This is a genomic window from Paenarthrobacter sp. R1 (genome assembly GCF_030264015.1).
Lineage (GTDB): Bacteria > Actinomycetota > Actinomycetes > Actinomycetales > Micrococcaceae > Arthrobacter > Arthrobacter ureafaciens.
The window spans coordinates 2,772,229-2,793,328 of the sequence record NZ_CP127115.1; the positions used below are offsets into that span (position 1 = coordinate 2,772,229).

General features: G+C 64.0%; 23 protein-coding genes. 14 read left to right on the forward strand and 9 right to left on the reverse strand.

Going from position 1 to position 21,100, the window contains the following annotated elements; all coding sequences use genetic code 11:
• Positions 1-79 precede the first annotated feature (79 nt).
• The 4 genes from QN084_RS13515 to QN084_RS13530 form a co-directional block, all read right to left on the reverse strand.
• Positions 80-1,366, reverse strand: coding sequence for a DDE-type integrase/transposase/recombinase (locus QN084_RS13515; RefSeq protein WP_062095146.1), 1,287 nt, complete (start codon positions 1,364-1,366; stop codon positions 80-82).
• A 186-nt stretch (positions 1,367-1,552) separates the two neighbouring features.
• The gene (locus tag QN084_RS13520) at positions 1,553-2,341 is read right to left on the reverse strand and encodes a TIM barrel protein (protein WP_069696101.1); all 789 of its coding nucleotides are present in this window, start codon (positions 2,339-2,341) and stop codon (positions 1,553-1,555) included.
• Entirely contained in the window at positions 2,338-3,495 is a 1,158-nt protein-coding gene (locus tag QN084_RS13525) for a Gfo/Idh/MocA family oxidoreductase (RefSeq protein ID WP_069696100.1), read from the reverse strand. Before QN084_RS13525 ends, QN084_RS13520 begins: the two co-directional genes overlap by 4 nt.
• A gap of 153 nt (positions 3,496-3,648) precedes the next feature.
• Entirely contained in the window at positions 3,649-4,587 is a 939-nt protein-coding gene (locus QN084_RS13530) for a LysR family transcriptional regulator (RefSeq protein ID WP_069696099.1), read from the reverse strand.
• A gap of 237 nt (positions 4,588-4,824) precedes the next feature.
• On the opposite strand from QN084_RS13530, the gene QN084_RS13535 reads away from it, so the two are divergent.
• The 3 genes from QN084_RS13535 to QN084_RS13545 all read left to right on the forward strand — a co-directional run bounded on the left by QN084_RS13535 (position 4,825) and on the right by QN084_RS13545 (position 8,961).
• A complete protein-coding gene (locus tag QN084_RS13535; RefSeq protein ID WP_069696098.1) occupies positions 4,825-5,952 on the forward strand; it encodes a PrpF domain-containing protein in 1,128 nt (375 codons plus the stop codon).
• A 32-nt stretch (positions 5,953-5,984) separates the two neighbouring features.
• Positions 5,985-7,427 carry an SLC13 family permease gene (locus QN084_RS13540; RefSeq protein WP_069696097.1) on the forward strand — a complete coding sequence of 481 codons (1,443 nt, stop codon included), beginning with the start codon at positions 5,985-5,987 and terminating at the stop codon, positions 7,425-7,427.
• Positions 7,428-7,962: 535 nt separating this feature from the next.
• Positions 7,963-8,961: a LacI family DNA-binding transcriptional regulator gene (locus QN084_RS13545; protein WP_069696096.1), complete on the forward strand. Its 999-nt coding sequence runs from the start codon at positions 7,963-7,965 to the stop codon at positions 8,959-8,961.
• 31 nt (positions 8,962-8,992) lie between these two features.
• Here QN084_RS13545 and QN084_RS13550 read toward each other — a convergent pair whose 3' ends face one another.
• On the reverse strand, positions 8,993-9,163 hold the full coding sequence (locus QN084_RS13550) for a hypothetical protein (RefSeq protein WP_021471166.1): 171 nt from the start codon (positions 9,161-9,163) through the stop codon (positions 8,993-8,995).
• Between the two features lie 94 nt (positions 9,164-9,257).
• Between QN084_RS13550 and QN084_RS13555 the strand changes: the two genes are divergently transcribed.
• The 3 genes from QN084_RS13555 to QN084_RS13565 are packed head-to-tail and all read left to right on the forward strand — an operon-like array spanning position 9,258 to position 11,634.
• Positions 9,258-10,079 carry a hypothetical protein gene (locus QN084_RS13555; protein WP_069696095.1) on the forward strand — a complete coding sequence of 274 codons (822 nt, stop codon included), beginning with the start codon at positions 9,258-9,260 and terminating at the stop codon, positions 10,077-10,079.
• Complete coding sequence (locus tag QN084_RS13560) at positions 10,063-10,812, forward strand: LamB/YcsF family protein (RefSeq protein WP_069696094.1); 750 nt, start codon at positions 10,063-10,065, stop codon at positions 10,810-10,812. Before QN084_RS13555 ends, QN084_RS13560 begins: the two co-directional genes overlap by 17 nt.
• A 30-nt stretch (positions 10,813-10,842) precedes the next feature.
• On the forward strand, positions 10,843-11,634 hold the full coding sequence (locus QN084_RS13565) for a 5-oxoprolinase subunit C family protein (protein ID WP_069696093.1): 792 nt from the start codon (positions 10,843-10,845) through the stop codon (positions 11,632-11,634).
• 67 nt (positions 11,635-11,701) lie between these two features.
• Here QN084_RS13565 and QN084_RS13570 read toward each other — a convergent pair whose 3' ends face one another.
• Positions 11,702-13,057 carry a DUF445 domain-containing protein gene (locus tag QN084_RS13570; RefSeq protein ID WP_069696092.1) on the reverse strand — a complete coding sequence of 452 codons (1,356 nt, stop codon included), beginning with the start codon at positions 13,055-13,057 and terminating at the stop codon, positions 11,702-11,704.
• A gap of 49 nt (positions 13,058-13,106) precedes the next feature.
• On the opposite strand from QN084_RS13570, the gene QN084_RS13575 reads away from it, so the two are divergent.
• From QN084_RS13575 to QN084_RS13590, 4 genes are all read left to right on the forward strand, one after another.
• The gene (locus tag QN084_RS13575; protein WP_069696091.1) at positions 13,107-13,997 is read left to right on the forward strand and encodes a glycerophosphodiester phosphodiesterase; all 891 of its coding nucleotides are present in this window, start codon (positions 13,107-13,109) and stop codon (positions 13,995-13,997) included.
• A gap of 99 nt (positions 13,998-14,096) precedes the next feature.
• Positions 14,097-14,486, forward strand: coding sequence for a DoxX family protein (locus QN084_RS13580; protein WP_490246564.1), 390 nt, complete (start codon positions 14,097-14,099; stop codon positions 14,484-14,486).
• Complete coding sequence (locus QN084_RS13585) at positions 14,483-15,244, forward strand: AzlC family ABC transporter permease (RefSeq protein ID WP_168529473.1); 762 nt, start codon at positions 14,483-14,485, stop codon at positions 15,242-15,244. The genes QN084_RS13580 and QN084_RS13585 overlap by 4 nt, the downstream gene beginning before the upstream one ends.
• Positions 15,241-15,552: an AzlD domain-containing protein gene (locus QN084_RS13590; protein WP_021471158.1), complete on the forward strand. Its 312-nt coding sequence runs from the start codon at positions 15,241-15,243 to the stop codon at positions 15,550-15,552. Before QN084_RS13585 ends, QN084_RS13590 begins: the two co-directional genes overlap by 4 nt.
• A 58-nt stretch (positions 15,553-15,610) precedes the next feature.
• On the opposite strand, the gene QN084_RS13595 is transcribed toward QN084_RS13590, so the two are convergent.
• Positions 15,611-16,240 carry a TetR/AcrR family transcriptional regulator gene (locus QN084_RS13595; protein WP_021471157.1) on the reverse strand — a complete coding sequence of 210 codons (630 nt, stop codon included), beginning with the start codon at positions 16,238-16,240 and terminating at the stop codon, positions 15,611-15,613.
• A gap of 92 nt (positions 16,241-16,332) precedes the next feature.
• Here QN084_RS13595 and QN084_RS13600 point away from each other — a divergent pair, with 92 nt between their 5' ends.
• Positions 16,333-16,665, forward strand: coding sequence for a thiamine-binding protein (locus QN084_RS13600; protein ID WP_062094791.1), 333 nt, complete (start codon positions 16,333-16,335; stop codon positions 16,663-16,665).
• Between the two features lie 39 nt (positions 16,666-16,704).
• The gene (locus tag QN084_RS13605) at positions 16,705-17,376 is read left to right on the forward strand and encodes an O-methyltransferase (protein ID WP_062094793.1); all 672 of its coding nucleotides are present in this window, start codon (positions 16,705-16,707) and stop codon (positions 17,374-17,376) included.
• A gap of 4 nt (positions 17,377-17,380) precedes the next feature.
• Here QN084_RS13605 and QN084_RS13610 read toward each other — a convergent pair whose 3' ends face one another.
• On the reverse strand, positions 17,381-17,554 hold the full coding sequence (locus tag QN084_RS13610) for a hypothetical protein (RefSeq protein WP_164888680.1): 174 nt from the start codon (positions 17,552-17,554) through the stop codon (positions 17,381-17,383).
• A 166-nt stretch (positions 17,555-17,720) separates the two neighbouring features.
• Between QN084_RS13610 and QN084_RS13615 the strand changes: the two genes are divergently transcribed.
• Positions 17,721-18,602 carry a spermidine synthase gene (locus tag QN084_RS13615; protein ID WP_069696089.1) on the forward strand — a complete coding sequence of 294 codons (882 nt, stop codon included), beginning with the start codon at positions 17,721-17,723 and terminating at the stop codon, positions 18,600-18,602.
• 49 nt (positions 18,603-18,651) lie between these two features.
• Here QN084_RS13615 and QN084_RS13620 read toward each other — a convergent pair whose 3' ends face one another.
• Complete coding sequence (locus QN084_RS13620; protein WP_069696088.1) at positions 18,652-19,569, reverse strand: LysR family transcriptional regulator; 918 nt, start codon at positions 19,567-19,569, stop codon at positions 18,652-18,654.
• Positions 19,570-19,714: 145 nt separating this feature from the next.
• Between QN084_RS13620 and QN084_RS13625 the strand changes: the two genes are divergently transcribed.
• Positions 19,715-21,097 carry an MFS transporter gene (locus QN084_RS13625; RefSeq protein ID WP_021471151.1) on the forward strand — a complete coding sequence of 461 codons (1,383 nt, stop codon included), beginning with the start codon at positions 19,715-19,717 and terminating at the stop codon, positions 21,095-21,097.
• The last annotated feature ends 3 nt before the right edge of the window (positions 21,098-21,100 follow it).

Consider the following 21,100-nt stretch of genomic DNA (forward strand, 5'->3'; position numbering starts at 1 on the left):
GTGCGCGTTTTGACGGCTTGTCATGTCTCATGACCTTGTAGACACTTCATGTCTCATGACTTCGTGGACGGTTGTTGTCTCACGACTGTGTGGACACTTCGTCTTGGGACTTTGTTTGTCGGCCTCTGCGGGGCGGGTACTTTGTTCGTTTCTTGCGGGTGCCTTGTGGGTCTGCGACGACTCCTGAGGGTTTTCCGTTGCCGACGTAGGTGGTTCCGTGCGGAGGTCTGGGGTGAGTGATGATCTCGGTGCCTTGTGCTCCGAAGAACATGATGGTGGTGTCGTCGTAGATGATGTGCACGGTGGTGCCGGTGTGTTCTTTGCCCATTTTGAAGTGGGTTCCTAGGATCGTCACGGACCCGTTCCGGTTCACTGTTCGGTGCGCGCTTTGCCTGTCCGTTGCGGGCGTGACTTGCTCAGGAACGGTTGGCGGGGGCGTTTTCGGGGTGGCGTTCCAGGCCTCATAGGGCGTCGTTCCCGCGGGTAGGCCTTGATGTTCGCGTTCGTTGTTGTAGTAGAGATCGAAAGCGTCGACCTGCAGTTGCAGGGCAGCCATTGAAGGGGCCGGGAGTTGCCTGTGCAGGTATCGGTGCAGGGTTTGGTGGAAGCGTTCGTTCTTGCCTTGGGTGGTGGGTTTGTAGGGTTTGCCCGTTATCGGTTCGATGCCTTTGGCTTTGAGGAACTCCACGAGGGCCCCGGTGCGGCCGCGGCGGGTGGGATTCAGTGCCGAGCCGTTGTCGGAAAGGAACTTCTGCGGTGCTCCGTGGCGTTCGATGGCCTGGGTAACGACGGCGATTGCGGCGGCGCTGGTTTCGCCGGGTGCGACCAGGGAAGCCAGCGCCAAACGCGAATGATCATCGATGAGTTGGAAGATGGCTACCTTCTTGCCGCTGGCGAGCTGCCATTCGGTCGAGTCGATTTGCCAGCACGCGTTGGGTTGCGGATAGACGAACCTTTTGTAGGCGCTTCGAGGCTTCTTCCGCGGTTCGGGCATCACGACACCGGCCCGGGAAAAGATCCTGGCCACGGTGGCACGCGAGGGCGGTGTGAAGCCTTGTCGTGAGAGCTTCGCGATGACAGAAAGCGGACCGTGGTCCTGCCCGCTCTCCTGCAGTTCCGCCCGGGTACCGAGCAGCAACTCGATCATCGCCTGTGGGGTCAGGGCCGGCATGGTTCTTGGAATCGTGGGCTTTTTCTCCAATGCCTTCACCGGCCCCACCTCGGCAGCCGCCGCCCGGACCCGGTAGAACCAGGCCCGGGAGACATTGTGCTTCCTGCAGAACGCAGTAACCGCGCCTCTGGGCGAATCCTCGGACCACGTTGCCACAGCATGCCGGATCTTGATGTCCGGTTGGGGTTTGCTCATGCATAGCAGCAAACCCGCAAGCTAAGTGTCCACGATGTCCTGAGACAGAGTGTCCACGATGTCCTGAGACAGAGTGTCTACGAAGTCATGAGACAGAACTGTCTATTAAGTCATGAGACTCCACACGCGTTTTGACGGCTCAGAACGCGCACAAATGCGACCCAGTTGGGAGGGGTGGGGGCAGGGTTAGGCGAACGCGGCGCGGAAGGCCGACAGTGCTGCGTCGCCTGCCTCGACTCCCTGGCCGCCGATCGCACCCGCCTCCATGCCGATCACTCCCGCATACCCGGCGTCCCGTAGTGCCTTGGCGATGGCCGGGTAGTTGATTTCTCCTGTCCCGGGCTCGAATCGACCGGGAACGTCCGCCACCTGGATCTCCCCGATGTCCGGCCCGGCCGCACGGACCAGTTCGATCAGGTTCCCTTCGCCGATCTGTGCGTGGTAGAGGTCCAGCATCATCTTCACGTTCGGATGGTCCACTGCCCGCACCAACGCAAGGGTGTCCTTTGCCCGCGCCAACGGGATACCCGGGTGGTCAAGGGTGGTGTTGAGGTTCTCCAAGGCGAACGTGATGCCATGCTGTTCGCCCAAGGCGCCGAGCTTCTCCAACGTGCGGAGCCCGGTCAGCCACATTTCTCCCGTGGACCGGTGGGTGGGCCGGACGGCACGTCCACCTTCGCCCAGTTCCGCCGGGTGGACGACCATTCGTTCCACCCCCAGCTCCAATGCGGTGGGGATCAGCTTCTCTGCCGAGGCCAGCACTTCATGGGCATTTAAAGGATCGACGACGCTGCCGCCGAAGTAGCCACTCATCGACGAGAACCGGGCTCCCGTCGCGGCGAGGGCGGGGATGTCCTGTCCCCGGGTGTCCCACAGTTCCACGTCGAAGCCGTGGTCGTGGATCCTGCGCACCCGGTCGATCAGGGGCAGCTCGCCGTAGACCATCTCTGCGCAGACTGCCAGGCGGAAGCTCATGCTCCCTGCAATTCCACGAAGGCCTGCAATTCCACGGCACCTTCGGCGGCCCGCAACTCTGCAATGTCGGAGATCTCCACAGGCAGGCCGGTTTCCGCGGACTTGAACGCAGCAAGCGCTACAGCCAACGCGTTCCGTGCGTCCACACCACCCGGCGCTGCGACGGCGGCAGGCGCGGTGGCCGCCGTCGTACCTTCCGGTGCATAGCCCCGCCGGACGGCGACGTCGTGCACAAAGTGCGCAAGTTCGGCCGTGTATGCGTCATGGAACAGAGTGATGTTCAGCCGCGTGGTGTCCGAGGCGATGCCGGCGGCCGTAAAGCTGGTGGCGTTCGTGGCCTGCGGCGAACCCGCCGTGACCATGCCGGCGGAGCCGAAGACTTCGCCGCGGACGTCGTAGCCGTAGAGGGCGTTGAAATTGGCTTCCCCCACTGCGATTGCGCCGTTGCTGTATGTGACGGTCACGACGGCGGTATCCAGCAGGCCGCCCGGCTTCGCCTCGGGTGCCACCAAGGCATCCGCAACGGCATGAACCTTCACGGGCACGGCGCCCGGGTTGAGCCAGTTGAGGGTGTCGAAGTCGTGAATGAGGGTTTCCAGGAAGATGGTTCCCGGCGCGATGCGTTCAGGGTTGCTGATGCCGGCCTCTGTCCCGGGGTCGCGCGTCAGCGAGCGAAGCAATTGCGGGGTCCCCACTGTGCCGCTGTCGATCAGTTTGCGGGCGGCCGCAAAGTCGCTGGAGTAGCGCCGGTTGAAGCCGAAGCGGAGTACGACGCCGGCACTCGCCGCTGCGTCGATGGCGGCGTCGAGTTCATCCAGGGTGGCGCCGCCGGGCTTCTCGCAGAAGACGTCCTTGCCGGCGCGCGCAGCGGCCGTGATGAGGTCGGAGTGGAAGCGCATGGGTGCGGCTATGAGGACCGCATCAACGTCCGGATCCGCGAGGACATCCTGGACGTCGGTGCTGATCTTCCGCACTCCCAGCCTCGAAGCGAGTTCCTGGACTGCGGGAAGCACTGGATCGGTAATTGCTTCAAGGTGTGCTGTTGGAATGCGCGTGGCAATGGACTCAGCGTGGAATTTGCCGATCCAACCAGCGCCGATCAAGGCAACGCGTACGGGCTGGTCTGCGGCGACGGGGTGGTGGAGGTAGCTCAACGGGACTCCTGTGGGATGGCTTCTAGATCGTTCTAGTCCATCTATGGTGGCACTCGCTGATCGTTCTGTCTAGATCGTTCTAGTAGTTTTCTTGGTCCACCGCGATGCGCGCCTCAAAGGCATCCGCAGTAGGTAGCGGCCGGGCCTTGGTGGTTAGAGGTAATCCCCGGCGTGCTTGTTCGCCAGTTCCATAAGCGTGGATTGGAACGCCACTTCTGCCGGGGCGTAAACCTTGTCTTGCCGTTGTGCCAGCAGGACCCGGCGCAAAGGCGCGTCATCCCCCAAGGAGATGACCTTGACGTCGGGATGTTGCAGGGCCACAGCGGTCCGGGGGACCATCGCCACGCCCATGCCGACGCTGACCATCGCCTGCGCCTCCTGGTAGTCGTTGGCGAGGAATCCAATGGATGGCTCAAAGCCGGCGTCGTGCGCCGAGCGTTTGAGCACTTCCACGACGGGGTGGGCCTCGGCGCGGACAATCCAGGATTCCTTGCTTAACTCCTCCATGCGGACTTCATCCCGGTCGGCCAAGGGGTGACTGCGGGAGACGAGAAGGACCGTACTCTCCTGGAAGACTTCGGTGACGCGGATCGCGTCGTCTTGGAAGCGGTTCCAAGGGTAGTCCCACAGCAGGCACAATCCCGTGACGCCTGACTGAAGGTCGGAGACGAGCTCGTCGAAGCGCGCGCTCCGGACTGATAGCCCGATTGCCGGGTAGCGCTTCTTGAAAACCCGGATCACCAGGGGAAGGAAGGAACCGGCCAAGGTGGGAAAGGTCCCAACCGCCAGTGACCCGCGCTTGAGTCCGGCTATCTGGGCAAGATCGGCCTGGGCGGCCAGCATCTGTTCCACGATCTTCCGGGCGTGACCGGCCAGGACCTGCCCCGCCTCCGTGGGGACGACGCCCCGGGAGCGGCGGTTGAGCAATGGCTGTCCGACTTCCTGCTCGAGCTTCCGGAGTTGCTGCGAGACCGCCGAGGGCGTGTACATCATCAATTCCGCCGCTGACGTGATGGAGCCCTGCTCAACCACTTCCACCAAGAGGGCCAGGCGCCGGATATCAAAAAGACTTTGGGAATCATCGTTAAGCAATGCTTTACCCCTCCTCAGGATTGGTTCATTCTATGCATTCACGGGGTTGATTCCGGCACTTAGGCACCGTTTCTGAGCGATGGCGGGGTTCGCTGCCGGGGTTTTGAGCTTTCCTGACAGTGAATGAAGTGTTGCTACATCCCCATCAAGATATCCAACATTGTCTTCATTTGTGATCTGACTCATTCTCGAAATATCCCCTCAACACCTGGGGCGTCGAGAAGCAAGGAATAGACCATGAAGATCCAAGCAGAATGGATGCGCGGCGGCACCAGTAAGTGCTGGGTGTTTGAATCAGCACAGCTGGAGAAGACCCAAGCAAGCCCGGATGTCTTGCTTCCGCGCCTCTTCGGCAGTCCGGACCATCGCCAGATTGATGGCGTGGGCGGAGCTACCTCTACAACCAGCAAGGCGATGATCCTGCACAGGCCGCAGGCCGGCGATGTAGATGTCGAGTTCACTTTCGCCCAGGTAGGCATCGAGGAAGCGGCCGTGGACTGGGGCAGCAACTGCGGCAACTGCTCGGCCGTGGTTGGCCTGTACGCGATCGAGAAGGGCTGGGTGGTTCCGCGCGGTGACGTCACCCGGATCGTCACCCGCAATACGAACACCGGGCAAATCATCATCCAACGGATAGCCACCCCGGATGCCGGCCTTCCTGCCGAGCCCCTGGCGGAAATGCCCGGAGTGCCGTTCCCCGGACACCAAGTGGGGCTTGGGTTCCTGGATCCCGCAGGCAAGACCACTGGCCGCCTCCTCCCGTCCGGCGCGGCGACTGATGCCCTGACGGTGGGCGGCACCACCTGGAACGTCTCGATGGTGGATGCCGGCGCTCCGGTGGTCATCATCAGGGCCGAAGACCTTGGCCTGGATCCGGAAGCGTACGAATCCTGGTTCGGCGGCGTCGAACTTCTGCTGCAAACCCTGGAACGTATCCGCCGCCAAGCAGCCGTGCGCATGGGCCTTGCCGCAACGGCCGGCGAGGCGGCCAGGGCCATTCCCAAGGTCGCCATCGTTGCTCCGCCGCCGTCCACCGATCAAGGGAGCGACGTCGGCATCATGATGCTGTCCATGGGTAAGCCCCACCCCGCGCTGGCGATCACGGGAAGCATCGCGCTCACGCTCGCAGCCAGAACGCCGGGCACGGTAATGCACCGGTTCCTGGGTGGCTTCGCATCGCCGACGCTCCGGCTGCGCACTCCGGCGGGCGTCATCGAAACATGGAGCGAGGAACGGGACGGTTCCCTGCTCGTCGGCGTGGACCGGACGGCCCGCACCATTGCCTCCACCACCATCCATCTCCCCGAAACCCTCGATATCAAGGCACCCAAGGCAGGGGCTTCCCTTGCCGGCGCTACTCGATGACGAGGCCGCTGCTCAATGAAGAGAGAGCCATCATGACCACAAAGATTGCAGAAAAGACCACCCCAACCACCGCGTCGCAGGACCAAACTGCGCCACCCAAGCGTCGCCGTCGTATTCTTCTGGTGACGGCAGCCGTCATCGCCATTCTGGGCATGGCCGCCCTCCTGTTCGGGGGTGTCCCGGGCACCCCTTCGGCCGCCTCGGATACGGAGCCGACCATGACCATCACCCAGATCATTCCCTTGGTCATCCTCGTCGTGATGTTCGTCGTAGCCACCAAGTGGCCGCTCAACATCGGCGTCATGGGCCTGGTTGCCTCGTTCGGCGTGGGCTACTTCGTCCTTGGCATGACGGACAAGCAGATCCTGGAGGAATTTCCCGCCAGCATCGTCCTGACCATCATCGGTGTGACCTACTTCTTCAGCATGGCGCAACGCAACGGGTCCATCGACATCATTGTGCAGAGCTGTGTCCGCCTTGTCCGCGGCAAGACCATGATGCTTCCGTGGGTGTTCTTCCTGATGGCCGCTGCCCTGACGGCGCTGGGAACCTTCTCTCCTGCAGCGGTGGCACTCCTGGCGCCTGCTGCCCTCGGCCTCGCTTACGAGTCCCGCCTCCACCCCGTCCTGATGGGGGCCTTCGTCATCAATGGTGCCCACGCCGGCGGTTTCTCGCCGCTATCCGTGGCCGGCGTGCTGGTCCACGACATCGCCAACAAGAACGGTTTCCCCATCGACCAGGGTGCGCTCTTCCTGGCCAGCTTCGCCCTTAACTTCATCCTGTCCGCGCTGACGATCGTGCTGTTTGCGCTCCTCGGCAAGCTCCGGGACAAGCATTCCAACGAATACACCGCCCTGGACACTCCGCGCATCGGACGGCCCACGGGGCAGCAGTTCTTCACGCTGGCCCTGATCGTCGCCATCCTCGTTTGCACCTTGGGCTTCCACATGCCGATCGGGTTCGTGGCCCTGTCCGCAGGCCTGCTGCTGGCGTTCGTCAACATCAAGGAACACCAGACCTTCATCGGTGGCGTCTCGTGGTCCACCGTCCTGCTGGTCGCCGGCATGATCACCTACGTCTCCTTGCTCCAGCACGTCGGCGTGATCGATACGCTGGCCGAGATGGCCCTGGCTCTTGGAGCGCCCCTGCTGATTGCCCTGGTTCTTTGCTACGTCATTGGCGTCGGCTCGGCGTTCGCATCGTCCACCGCCCTGTTGACCGCATTTATCCCCATGGCGGGCCCGCTGCTGGCTACCAGTTCCCTCAGTGCGTCGGGTACGGTGGCGGCCCTTGCCATCGCTGCAACCGTTGTGGATGTATCGCCCTTCTCCACTGACGGAGCCCTGGTGGTGGCGAACGCCCGGGAAGCAGACCGCCAGCGCGTCTACCGCCAGCTGATGATGTACGCCGGCGGAGTTGTCCTCGCCGCTCCGGCCCTCGCTTGGGCGCTGCTGGTTCCCACGGGAATCATGTAGCAGCCACAGCCCGCCGGACCTCCGTCCGGCAGGTGCCAAGGGGACCTGCGTTCCCACGCAACAGGAAACCCGACGGTCGGGTGCAGGTCCATCATCGGCACAATACGAAGGCAAGGCGACCCCTGGCCGTCTTGCCTTCGTTTTGCCCTGAGACCGGCCCGGCGCTCCCTCCCTCTGGTCCCGGCCAGGAACACAGAATCCTGCCCCTCAAGTGCCGTCCGGAGGCAGCGCCAAAATATTGCTCAGAACCCAGCGTCACGATCCCGCGAAGGTGCACACATAACCAGTGCCCTAGTCGTTGAACCGCGTGCTGCGCCGTCGCCCTTTTCGGCCCATGCCGCGTGATCAACGCTGAGTTAGCAGTGAGGGATGTGGCGGGTTCTGGGGCCCGCCCGGGGCGCCGTCACTGCGTATAACCGGGCTAGTGCGGTCGGTCGTCTGAGTCGCGGCCGGCCGCACGTCTATCCTTGAACGCAGACCTGCGGGTTGAGTCTTAGATCGTTCTATAGACTGGCTCTCCGAGCAGAGGAGGGCCATGACCGGCAAGCGGCCAACGTTGATGGACGTCGCGGAAGCGGCGGGTGTCTCCCGCGCCCTCGTATCCATCGTCATGCGGGACGCCCCCGGTGCATCCGAAGCCACGCGGCGCAAAGTCCAGGAAGCAGCCCGGCTGCTGGGCTACCGCCCGGATAGCCGCGCCCGCCTCCTGCGGAGCAGCCGTACCAGGCTCCTGGGGGTGACGTTTTCAACCTCGCACGCCTTCCACGCCGAAATCGTGGACGCGGCGTACGCGGCGGCTGGTCAGCGTGGCTACGAGCTTGCCCTGAGTGCCGTTACCCGGGACCGGACGGAAACCCACGCTGTTGAGGCGCTTGTGGACTTGGGCTGCGAAGCCTTGATCATGATCTCGCCCACCCTGGATGAACAGGAACTTGCCGGGTTTGCCGCGCGGCTTCCCGTGGTCAGCCTCCTCCGTGACGACGTAGGGGAGTCCCTCGACTCAGTCAGCAGTGACGACCGCGAGGGAATCCGCATCGCCCTGGGGCACCTCACCTCGCTGGGCCACACGCGAATCGCCCACGTCGACGGCGGCAGCATGGTGAGCGGTCCGCAGCGCCGGGAGGCCTACCTTGCCGAAATGGCCGGGCTGGGCCTGGAACCAAGGGTGATTCCGGGCGGTCCCACCGAAGAGGACGGAATGCGGGCCGGACGCGAACTGCAGGACAATCTGCCCACCGCCGTGGTCGCGTTCAATGACCGCTGCGCACTGGGGATCCTGGAAAGCCTCCGCGCATCCGGACTCCGCGTTCCGCAGGATGTTTCCGTGCTGGGCTATGACGACAGCCAGTTCGCCCGTTTGAGCTACATCCGGTTGTCCTCGATCAGCCAGGACGCGCCGCTCCTGGCGAGTGCCGCCGTCGACCGTGCCATCCAGCGCTTGGAAAGTACGACGCCGGCCGCCCACCTTGTCCGGATCCCTCACCTGGTGGTTCGTGGCACCACCGGGCCGGTGCCAAGCGGCGGGACCCGCTAGCGCCGTTGCCCCTGGTTGCGGGGCAGGTGGGCTAAGCCTCCGACGGCGGTGTCTCGCCGTCGTCTCCTGCCTCGCCGCCTTCAGCGGGGTCCTGGGTGTGTGCGCCTTCGTCCTCGGGCTTCCAGCCTTCGGGCTGTCCTTCGGCCGGTGCGTCGGTGTGGTGGCGGGGCTGCTGTTCTTCGGGCGTATCGGTCGGGTTCACGGGGGTGCTCCTTCGATCGGACCAAATCAGGCTCAAAAAATTTATAAGTGTCCTTAGTATACGCCCGGGGTGGTGGGTGGCTTAGGCTGTGAAGATGCCAAAGCGATCCAATCCGGCGGTGCGAATCGCCCAGAAAACTGCCCACAATGCGGTGTTCGACGCCGAAGGCAACACCAAGCCCGGCGTGCACAACGTGCTGCTGAAAGCCGTCGAAGTGCAACGGCCCCTGGTCCTGGCCAACCTGCGGCGGATGCAGCGCCGGCACCCGAACGCCACGCCGGCGCAGCTTGCCGCGAAACTGGAGCGCGACTACCTGACCGCCGTCTCCGGTGGGGGAGCAGGCGTAGGTGCCATCGCCGTCGTACCGGGCCTGGGAACCGCGGCGTCGCTGGGTCTTTCGGCGCTCGCGACCGTTGGATTCCTGGAAACCACGGCGCTGTACGCGTCCTCGCTGGCTGAGCTGCACGGTATCCGGCTGACCGATCCGGAACGCGCCCGGACCATGGTCATGGCCATCATGCTTGGCGAAGAAGGTACGTCGCTGCTGGGTGCGTTGAGCGGCCAGTCCCTCGGCCGGAGCAAGGGTGTGACCAATGCCTGGGGCACCACGCTGACCAAGAAGATCCCCGGCAGCGGTTTCGGCGTGATCCGGGACGCCATCCAGCGAGCGTTCCTCAAGAACCTCATCAAGCGGCAAGGCACGGCCTTCCTGGGCAGGGCCCTTCCGTTCGGCGTCGGCGCGGTGGTGGGCGGTGCCGGCAACCTCATGATGGGACGGGCAGTAGTCGCAACGGCCAAGGAAGCTTTCGGTGCCTTGCCGGACACTATCCCCGGAGAACTGCTGGCCAATCCCAAGGCGCGCGTCCTGGAGGACGTTCCTGTCATGGAAGGAGGCGCTCGTGGACCTCAACGCTGACGTTGGACAGTCATTCGGCTCGTGGTCGATGGGCGATGATGCTTCCATGCTCCGGCTCGTCAGCAGCGCCAATGTGGCCTGCGGCTTCCACGCCGGAGATCCACTCACCATGCTGGACAGTTGCCGCGCGGCCTTCGACCTTGATGTCCGGGTCGGAGCGCATGTCGGCTACCCGGACCTGGCCGGGTTCGGCAGTCGTGCGCTGGACATGAGCTTCGACGAACTGTTCGGCGACGTGCTCTACCAGTTGGGTGCCCTGGACGGAGTGGCCCATGCCGTGGGCGCTTCCGTTGACTATGTCAGGCCGCACGGCGCCCTCTATGACCGGCTGGTCCGGGACACAGAGCAAGCCGAGGCCGTGGTTGCCGCCGTTCATGCCTACGACCCCGGATTGCCGGCCCTGGGGCTGCCGGGCTCGGCGTGGCTGACCCTGGCGGAAGAAGCCGGACACCCCGTGTTCCGCGAAGCGTTCGTTGACCGCGCCTACAACCCGGACGGAACTTTGGTGCCCCGTTCGCAGGAGGGCGCAGTCCTGCAAGACTCCGACGATGCAGTGGCGCAGGCCGTCCGGCTGGCCACCCGCGGGGAAGTCGTCGCCCACGACGGCACTGTTGTGGCGGTCGAGGCTGATTCGCTGTGGATTCACGGCGATACGCCCGAAGCCTTGGCGATGGCCGGGGCAGTCCGCAAAGGCTTGGAACGGGCAGGTGTGGAGATCCAAGCGTTCGCCTAAACTGTGGTTCCCGGTTCAAAGGAGGCCCGAGTGAGCGCGATTGTGATGGACGCCGGTACGCAGGGTTTGGTGGTGTCTCCGGACCGGGCGCTGGACCGGGCCTCGTTGCAGCTGGCCAACGCGTTGCTGGGCAATGCCGCCGAGGCGCCGGGACTTGAAATCCTTGTGGGGGGCCTGCGCCTGCGGTTCGTTACCGGCTCGGCCATCGCAGTTTCGGGTGCTGAGGGCATGGTCAGGCTCAACGGCTCGGAACTGCCCCAAAACAAGGCACTCAGGGTGGCTCCTGGCGCGGTGGTGGAGTTCGGCAGGGTCCGCTTCGGAATCCGATACTACCTCGCGATCCAAGGCGGCATCGTGCCGCAGCCCGACGTGCTCCGTACCGGGCGGACGTTGGCTTTCGGCCGGCCGCACGGCCAAGGTTTTCCCGCCGTGGGACTGCCCGCGCGGCGGGCCCTGGACTCTGAACGCCCCGTAGTTGCCAGGGTTGCCCCCGGCCCGGATGCGCAGGATTACGACGCCGGAACCTGGCTTCGTCTGACAAAGGAACCGTGGATACTCTCGCCGGAGTCGGACCGGGTTGGGGCACGGCTGGCCGGCCGGCCACTTTCCAGCGCCACGCCCGGCGACCATCAACCCGGCCCGCCCCGCTCCCGACAGTTGGTGACAGGCTCGGTCCTCCTGCCGCCGTCGGGCTTTCCCGTGATCGCCCTCGCCGACCACCCGGCCACGAGCGCATCCCCGGTCATAGCCACGGTGCGTGACGAGGACCTCGACGCCCTCGGCCAGGCGCGGCCGGGGCAGATGGTGCACCTGCTGGGCTGAGAAAGCGGCGCCCGGATTTTCTCACCGGGGGCCGATTCTGAGAAAATTGCTGGCCGAACCGCAGGCGCTAACCGAACAACAGGTGCGCCACCGTGAAGATCAGCAAGCCGGCCAAAGCTCCCACCACGGTGCCGTTGATCCGGATGTACTGAAGGTCCTTGCCTACCTGGAGCTCGATCTTCTGCGAGGTTTCCTCGGCATCCCAACGGGCCACGGTGTCCGAGATGACCCCGGCGATGTCCGAGCGGTACGTGTTCACCAGGTATCCGGCGGCGTCACCGATCCACGCGTTCACTTTGCCCGCCAGTTCGTCGTCATTGACCAGCCGCGAACCGAAGTCGCGGACGGCGCCCTTGAAGCGCTGGCTGAGTTCACTGTCCGGATCGTCGACGGCGGTGAGCAAGGCGGTCTTCACCGTTCCCCAGGTGCGGGAGGCAAGTTCGCGGACCTCGGGGTCGCCGAGGATCTGTGCCTTGATGGCCTCGGCACGTTCGATCATGGCGGGATCATGCTGCAGGTCCTGCGCCAGGTCGGTGAGGTAGGAGTCGATGGACTGGCGGACCTGGTGGTTGGGGTCGTTCTGCACGGCGCGGACGAACTTCAAGAGCTCCACATAGACCTTGTCTCCCACCATCCCATCCACGAACGTGGGCACCCAGACCGGAGAGCGGTCCGAGACCAACCGGTTCACTGTGTTGTGGTTGGCGTCCACCCAGTCGGCGGCACGATCCACCAGGAGGTCCACCAGTTTGTGGTGGTGTCCGTCCGCGAAGATCCTTTCAGCCATCCGGCCGACGGGTGGTCCCCACGGCGGCGTCAGCAGGTGCTTGCGTACCAGTCCCTCGATGACGGCCTGGACGTCGTCGTCGTTGAGGACGGTGAAGGCGCCACGGATCACGGCGCCGCCTTCCTTGGCCACGCGCTCCGCGCCGCCCGGGGCGGAAAGCCATGTTCCGGCCTTGCGGGCGATGTCGATGCTCACCAACTTGTCCTGCACAACCTCCTGGGAGAGGAAGTTGCTCTCCACGAAGTCGCTGAGGGATTCGCCGATCTGGTCCTTGCGGCGGGGAATGATGGCCGTGTGCGGAATCTTCAGCCCCATCGGATACCTGAACAGGGCCGTCACCGCGAACCAGTCAGCCAGTGCTCCCACCATGCCGCCCTCGGCCGCTGCGCGCACATACTCAAGCCACGGGTACTGCTTCTGCAGGGCAAAAGCGAACAGGAAGATCACGGCCATGACGATCAGCAGGGACAGCGCCAGCCGCTTCATCCGGCGCAGCGCGGCAGCCTTTTCCAGGTCGCCGGCGGAAAGCCCGACGACGGCGGAGCGCGCCTTGCTTCGCCGGGCACCTTGCGCTTGGGTTGGCTGTGGCTGGTTGGTGACGTCTTCGGCGGGGATTTGTTCAGAGTTCACCTGCATTAGCCCAGACTAGCCCGGTGCGTGCAGCTCTGTAGGTTACGGTGTCTGCATGAGCAGCGAATCCTTCGCCCCTGCGCGTCCCAAGGTCTATGCACATCGAGGGGCCAGCGCTACTTACGCCGAGCACACCAGGGCTGCGTATTTGAAAGCGATCGCGGACGGCGCCGACGGGGTTGAGTGCGATGTCCACCTCACCCGCGACCAGCATGTGGTGCTTCTCCATGACGCCACCCTCGACCGCACCTCCACAGGAACCGGACCCGTCTCGGAGCGGACGCTGGAAGAGCTCCGGTCCCTTGACTTCTCCTCTTGGAAAGGCGCAAGGATCCCGGATGCTTACGGTGGAATAGCCGAGCAATTCCTGACGTTGCCCGAACTGCTGGACATCCTCAGGGAAGCGGGACGCGAAATCGGCCTGGCCATTGAACTGAAACACCCCAGTCCCTACCAACTCAAACTTGAGGACCGCGTACTGGAACTTCTCGCCGGGGAAGGCTGGACAGCGGACGATTCCCGGCTGGGCAACATCCACATCTCCTTCATGAGCTTTGATACGGACTCCATACAGCGCTTGTTGGAAACGGTCCCGCCGGAGCATGTGTGCCAACTGGTGGACAACTTTACGGTTCAAGAGATCCGTGAAGGGCTGGGATTGGGCCCGATCACCGCAGGAGCCGTGGCCAATGTCATGCGTGCCACCCAAGAGGAAGCTGAACGCGTCCTGAATGAGGGCGAGGTGGGCATAGCCGGTCCGGGAATAGACTACGTTCGCGAACATGCGCTCAACGTCCAGCGTTGGTTGGAAGCCGGTCGCATCTTCCGGGTGTGGACCGTGGATTCGGAAAACGACGTAGCCCTGTGCCAAGGGCTCGGCATCCACGAGATCACCACCAACAACCCGGCCCGGGTCCTTGCCCAGCTCAGCGTCCCCAGCACGTAGCCGCGGCAGAGAAATTTTTGGCGGGCGTGCCAAGCGTTGTGATTGAGTGGTCTCATGTCGCATCGAAGGTTACCCAAGGCAATACATACGCTCTCGGCCATGGGTATGAGCGGTCTCCTGCTGGCCAGTGCCATGAAGCACTTCCGGGACCCTGCCTTCTATGCTCCCGTGGTTCCCGACTACCTTTGCCGCGAGGATGAGCCCGCAGCGGGACCACGTGGGCCCTTGGCTGTTATGTCCCGCGAGGAATGGATCGCTTCCTCCGGCCTGCTCGAAGCAGCAGCCGCCGTCGGACTCATGATCCCTGCCACCCGCAAAGTGGCCGCCGACGCCACCACAGCCATGTTGCTCGCATTCCTTGCAGGGCATATTGACGCGCTGCGCCGGGCCTACGGTCCGCGCGGAACGCAGAAGCAGCGACGGGTGCATACTCTGCGTCTGCCACTGCAAGTTCCGCTGATCGTGTGGTCCTGGAGCCTGCGGAAGTGAAGCTGAAGGACTCACCCGCCTTCAAGATCGCGGTCTCGCTGAGTATTGCCACGGGGCTGTACGGCATATCCTTCGGGGCTTTGTCCGTGGCTTCGGGGTTTGATTTCTGGCAAACCATGGCACTGAGTCTGTTGCTGTTCAGTGGCGGTTCGCAGTTTGCCTTCATTGGCGTGGTGGCCGGCGGCGGCTCGGGAGTCGCAGCGATGACAGCGAGTGCGCTGCTCGGCCTGCGTAACGGAATCTATGGCATGCAAATGAATGCGATGCTGCGCCCGGGCGGGTGGAAACGTTACGCCGCGGCCCATCTCACCATTGATGAATCGACCGCGACGGCGTCTGGACAGTCGGATGCGGATGAACAACGCCGCGGGTTCTGGACTGCCGGAATCGGAATAATCATTCTTTGGAATATCTTCACGGCCATAGGAGCCTTGGCCGGTGACGCCATGGGGGACCCCAAGCAGTGGGGCCTTGATGGTGCCGCGGTGGCTGCTTTCCTTGCCCTGCTGTGGCCGCGGCTGAAAGGCCGGGAACCGTGGGCCATCGCCGCCGCCTGCGCCCTGGCTACCATCCTGGCCGTTCCCTTCGTTCCTTCGGGTGTGCCCATCCTCGTAGCAGCGGTGGTGGCGGGCGTTATCGGCTGGTTCAGCCATGCCCGGCTCGATGAAGGGTTGGAGCCGGACATCGACCCGTACGCCGCGGACCACGGACACCGCGTTGGTGAGCATGGCGCCCACTATGAAGGAGGTACAAAATGAACCTCTGGGTGTGGATACTCATCGCCTGCGGACTGGCGTACCTGACCAAGCTGGTGGGCTACTTCGTTCCCGCCAAGCTGTTGCAAAGCCCGCGAATCATGCACATCGCCGGCACTATGACCATCGGCCTGCTGGCATCCCTCACCGTGGTCAATGCGGTGGCTTCCGGGCAAGGCCTGGTACTCGATGCCCGCATCGGCGCGCTGGTGGCTGCCGCCGTCGCCCTCTGGCTCCGCGCGCCGTTCCTGGTGGTGGTGATTTCCGGTGCGGGGGCTGCTGCCCTGCTGCGGCTTCTCGGCTGGGGTTGACCGGGGGTAGAGATGATGGCCGGGCCGGATTGATGATGGCCGGGCCGGAATCGTGCGGTTAGCCCCGCCCGCTGAACGAGAAGCCCGGAATGTCCGATTGCTCCGGAAGCGGCCTCGGCAGGCGTTCGGTCCGGATGGCGTCTTCCGCCAAAGCCACGGGGCGTTTCCATGCCTCGGAGCCGGGTTCCATGGTGTCCACGGCGCCGATGAGCATCGCCACCAGCCGGACCATGTCCTCAATGGTGATGTCGCGGCGAAGGGAGCCCTGGCCCTGGCCGCGCTCCAGCAAGGTGGCCATGGCTTCGATGAGCCCCTGCGTAATGCCGAGCAGAAGCCCGCGGCGGCCGGCGACAGCGCTGAGCAGGTTCGCTTCGTCGCTGGCAACCCGCATCAGCGCATCAATCAGGTTGAAGAGGCCTTCGGCGGCGTCCATGCCGTCCAAGCCGGCTTGGGCTACGGGGTCGACGTGCTGGCGCAGCTCCCTGGAAAGGGCGGACAACACCAGTTGTTCCTTGTCGGAGAAATTGCGGAACAGCGTGGCCGGACCAACCCCCGCGGTGGCGGCAATGGTCTGCAGGGGAACGTCGGGACCTTGTTCGCGGAAACATTGACGCGCCGCAGTGATGATCTTGTCCACATTGCGTGCCGCGTCAGCCCTGAGGGGCTTGCGTTCTGAGGGCTGTTCCATGCTGCCCAGACTAGCAACGCGGCACTGATCCCCAGTGGTTACGCGGGAGTAGGCCGTTAATATGACAAACCGGCACATGAAACACTGGTTTTATGTTGCTTGCATTCTCAGTCGCGCCTTCGGGCCAGCCCGCATCCGCCCCCGCCGGTGAGCCCTCGGCAGACGCATCGGTCCACGACGCCGTCGCGGCCGCCGTCAAGATCGTCCGTGAATCCGGCTTGCCCAACCACACCGATTCCATGTTCACCACCATCGAGGGTGAGTGGGACGAGGTCTTCGACGTGGTCAAACGCGCCACGGAGGCAGTGGGCCGCTTCGGCAGCCGGGTCTCCCTGGTCATCAAGGCTGACATCCGCCCCGGCTACGAGGGTGAACTGACCGGCAAGGTGGAGCGCTTGGAACAGGCCATTTCCAACGCGGAGTAGCACCTTCCGTCCCTGTGCCCCGGGTGCCAGACTGGGGCAATGATTGAACACGTAACCGAGCACGGATGGGAAGACGTGGAGCGGTACCTGACCGACGTCGTCGTACATCCCGGCCCGGCTCATCAGCGCGCCCTGAAGTCGGCAACCGAAGCCGGCATGCCGGCCATCGAGGTGGCGCCGAATGCCGGGAAGCTGCTCAAGATGCTGGTGCAGCTTTCCGGTGCGCGGCGGGTTCTGGAGATCGGTACGCTGGCCGGTTTCAGCAGCATGTGGATGGCGCAGGGACTTCCCGACGACGGGCGGTTGGTGACGTGCGAATACCTTCAGAAGCATGCCGACGTTGCGCGGACCAACCTCGACGCCGCGGGACTGGGCCACAAGGTGGATATCCGGGTGGGGCCGGCCCTGGATACGCTTCCGACGCTGGTCTCCGAGGAGTCGTTCGACTTCGTGTTCATTGACGCGGACAAGGAGAACGATTCCAACTACCTCGATTGGGCCATTCGCCTGGGCCATCCGGGCACAGTAATTGTGATCGACAACGTCATCTGGGATGGTGCCATCCTTGATCCCCAGCGCGACGTGGTGAACGCCCCGGGGATTGTGGCGGTACTGGAGAAGCTCGGTCAGGATCCCCGGCTTGACGCTACCGCCATCCAAACAGTGGGCACCAAGGGCTGGGACGGCTTTGCCATGGCAAGGATCCTTTGAGGGCTTATGCGTCAGCGCGCGGAATGCGCGCGGACTCTTCGCCCGGTTCGACGTCGACCGGCGCGTCCTCCAGGAGGCTTGGTGGTTTGGGCACTCGGGCTATCAGCAAGCCCACTACCGTCAACCACGCGACGACCACGGAGAACACTTCTGCCCACATCGTCGCTTCCACTTCCATGAAGTGATCTTATGACCGATCCCGCTTAAATGGTAAGCAGCCTTAGCAATCGTTGCAGTGTTCAGCTGTCGGGCGATGTCAGCTACTAGTCTTGAAGCATGACTGAGGCGGTGCGGAACTAGTGGCCAGGGGAAATAAATCCGGCAGATCCGGAAAGGAGCCGAAGTTGGCCCGCTTCGGGCGTTCGACGGCGGCAGTCATCGAAGTGCCTGAGGGCACCCGGCCTGACGGCCCGGTAGCCGGCGTCTATTACATCGATACCGGGGACTGTGAACTGCTGCCGGATCCTGACAATTCAAACGGCTGGCTCCTGAAAATCAACGGGGTGCTGAGTTCGCACATAGACCTCGCTGACCCCCTGTTCCTGGACTTCGAGTACATGCGCTGGATTGCGGCGCTGGTGGAGTCCCGCTGGCCCCGTGAATCCAGGCCCAACTTGCGTGCCCTGCACCTGGGCGGCGGAGCGTGCTCCATGGCGCGCTACTTCAACGCGGCCTACCCTGAAGCCCGGCAAGTGGTGGTGGAGCTCGACGGAAAACTGGCTGAGTATGTGCGGGGCTGGTTCGATCTCCCCAAGGCGCCGCTCCTGCGGATCCGCGTGGGCGAGGCCCGGCAGGTAACGGAATCGCTCACCCCTGACACGCGGGACCTCATCATCCGCGATGTGTTCGCCGGGGCCTTCACGCCCCGGGCCCTCACCACGCGGGAATTCAACGCCCACGCTGACGCGGTGCTGGCCCCTGACGGGCTGTATGTGGTGAATTCCGGAGATGCGCCGGACCTCAAGAACGCCCGGGCCGACGCAGCCGCGATTGCGGATACCTTCGAGCACACGCTGATCATCGCCGACCCGCCCATGCTCAAGGGCCGGCGCTACGGGAACATGATCATGGCAGGCAGCCACGTCCCTTTCGGCGACGATCCCACACTGGCCCGCAGGCTCCTGGGCGGAGCAGTCCCCGCGCACATTTGGAATGACGCCCAAGTCCGCGCCTTCGCGGCCGGGACCCCCGTCCGGCACGACCCCACCCCCGAGCCCACCCCCTGACTCCCCGCGAGATGGCAAATAATGGCAATGTTTCCTCGAATTATTGCCATTAACTGTCATCTCGGCGGCCGGTAGGGCGGCCCAGCAGCTCTTCGCGCCGGTTTGCTGTCTCGGCCTTGAGAGCGTGTACGACGGCGGCTACCGCAGGGCGGCGCATGGAGTCCGGCCGCAGGACCATCCAGTAGGGGAGCAGCTCGGCAAAGTCTTCTGGCAGCAGTCGGACCAGGTCGGCGTGGCGATCGGCCATGAAGCACGGCAGGAAGCCGATCCCTGCCCCCGCCCGGGTGGCTTCCACGTGGACGAACACGTTGGTGGAACTCAGGCCGTCACGCATTGCCGGGACCAGCCTGCGGGGAGCGTCGAGGTCATCCACTTGCAGCATTGAGTCCACGAAATACACCAGCTGGTGCTGGGTCAGCTCTTCGACGCTGGCGGGTGTTCCATGGCTGGCCAGGTACGCCCGCGACGCGTACATCCCCAAGCGGTAATCGCCAAGCCTGGTCGCTTCCGCCCGGTGCACCTGCGGCGTTCCCACCACCACTTCGATGTCCAGGCCGGATCGCTGCTGCAGAGCCCGCCGGGTCACCGTAACGATCTCCACGCTCAGCCCGGGGTGTTCCTCGCGCAGCCGCGCCACTGCCGGTGCCGCGATGTAGGCGCTGAAGCCGTCGGTTGCGGTCATGCGTACGACGCCGGCAATGGGGTCGGGTGCGCGGTCGTCGGGTCCCAGCGCACTGACGGCGGATTCGATCCGCTCGGCCACATGGACGGCCTCGGCTCCGAGTTCCGTGACCTCCCAGCCGCCGGCAGCCCGGGCAAGGACACGGCCGCCGAGCGCCTTTCCCAGCGCCGCTATCCTGCGCGAGACCGTGGTGTGGTTGAGCCCCAAGGCCTGTGCCGCCGTCGTGAACTTTCCTGAACGCGAGACGGCCAGGAGGATGAGCAGATCATCCGGATTTGGATTCATATCTGCAATTTTGCACATAGTAAGTGCCTCTTTGGTTATTGAGGCGCGCCGAATGTGCAGCAATACTCAGTGGAGCATTTCGTGTTGTGGATCACAGCGCGAACCAAGATAGGGCACTGTCAAAGAGGACACTGAGGAGATGGATATGAGCGTAGAGCAACGCTCCACATCAACGGCCGGGAACAACGGCAAAGGATCCGGGCTGAAGAAGATCGTGGCCGCGTCCATGGTGGGCACGGTGGTGGAATGGTACGAGTTCTTCCTGTACGCCACAGCGGCCACCCTGGTTTTCGGCAAGTACTTCTTCCCCAGCACCGGCAACGAGCTTGACGGCATCATCCAGGCCTTCATCACCTACGCCGTCGGCTTCGTGGCCCGGCCCCTGGGCGGGATTATCTTTGGGCAAATCGGCGACAAACTCGGCCGCAAGCCCACGCTGCAGCTGACAATCGTGATCGTCGGCGTCTCCACGTTCCTCATGGGCTGCCTCCCCGGCTTCATGGACATCGGCTACTGGGCCCCCGCCATGCTGGTGGCGCTGCGCTTCATCCAGGGCTTCGCGCTGGGCGGCGAATGGGGTGGCGCCGTACTGCTCGTCGCCGAACACAGCCCCAACAACTCACGCGCCTTCTGGTCCTCATGGCCGCAAGCCGCAGTCCCCGTTGGCAACCTCCTGGCAACGCTGGTCCTCTTCATCATGTCCACCACCCTTAGCAGCGAGGCGTTCCTGGGCTGGGGTTGGCGCGTAGCGTTCTGGCTCTCCGCCGTGATCGTGTTCGTTGGCTACTACATCCGCACCCACGTCAGCGAGGCACCCATCTTCCTCGAAGCCAAGGCGCAGGTGGAGGAATCCAAGGCCATCAGCTACGGCATCGGTGAAGTCATCCGCAAGTACCCGAAGGGCATCCTGCAGGCCATGGGACTGCGTTTTGCCGAGAACATCATGTACTACCTCGTGGTGAGCTTCGCGATCGTCTACCTCAAGAGCGTCCACAAGTACGACACTTCATCGTTGCTGCTGGCCCTGCTGATCGCCCATGTCATCCACTTCCTGGTCATCCCGCAGGTCGGCCGCCTGGTGGACTCGTGGGGACGCAAGCCCGTGTACCTCGTGGGTGCCATCACCGGAGCTGTATGGCCGTTCTTCGCCTTCCCCATGTTCGACACCAAGAACGCCGTGATCATCGTGCTCGCCGTGACAATCGGGCTCTGCCTGCACGCCTTCATGTACGCGGGGCAGCCGGCCATTATGTCCGAACTCTTCCCCACCCGCATGCGGTACTCCGGTGTTTCCCTCGGCTCGCAGGTGACGTCCATCTTCGCCGGCTCGCTGGCGCCGCTGCTGGCAACCCAGTGGCTCAAGGACACCGGCTCCTGGCTGCCCACCGCCATCTACCTGGTGGTCGCCTGCGCCATCACCGCCGTCGCCGTCGTGTCCTTGAAGGAAACCAAGGGCATCGCACTTCAGGACGTGGACGCAGCGGACGCTGAGCGCCACGGACTGGCCACCGCTACTTCGAAGGGCTGATCT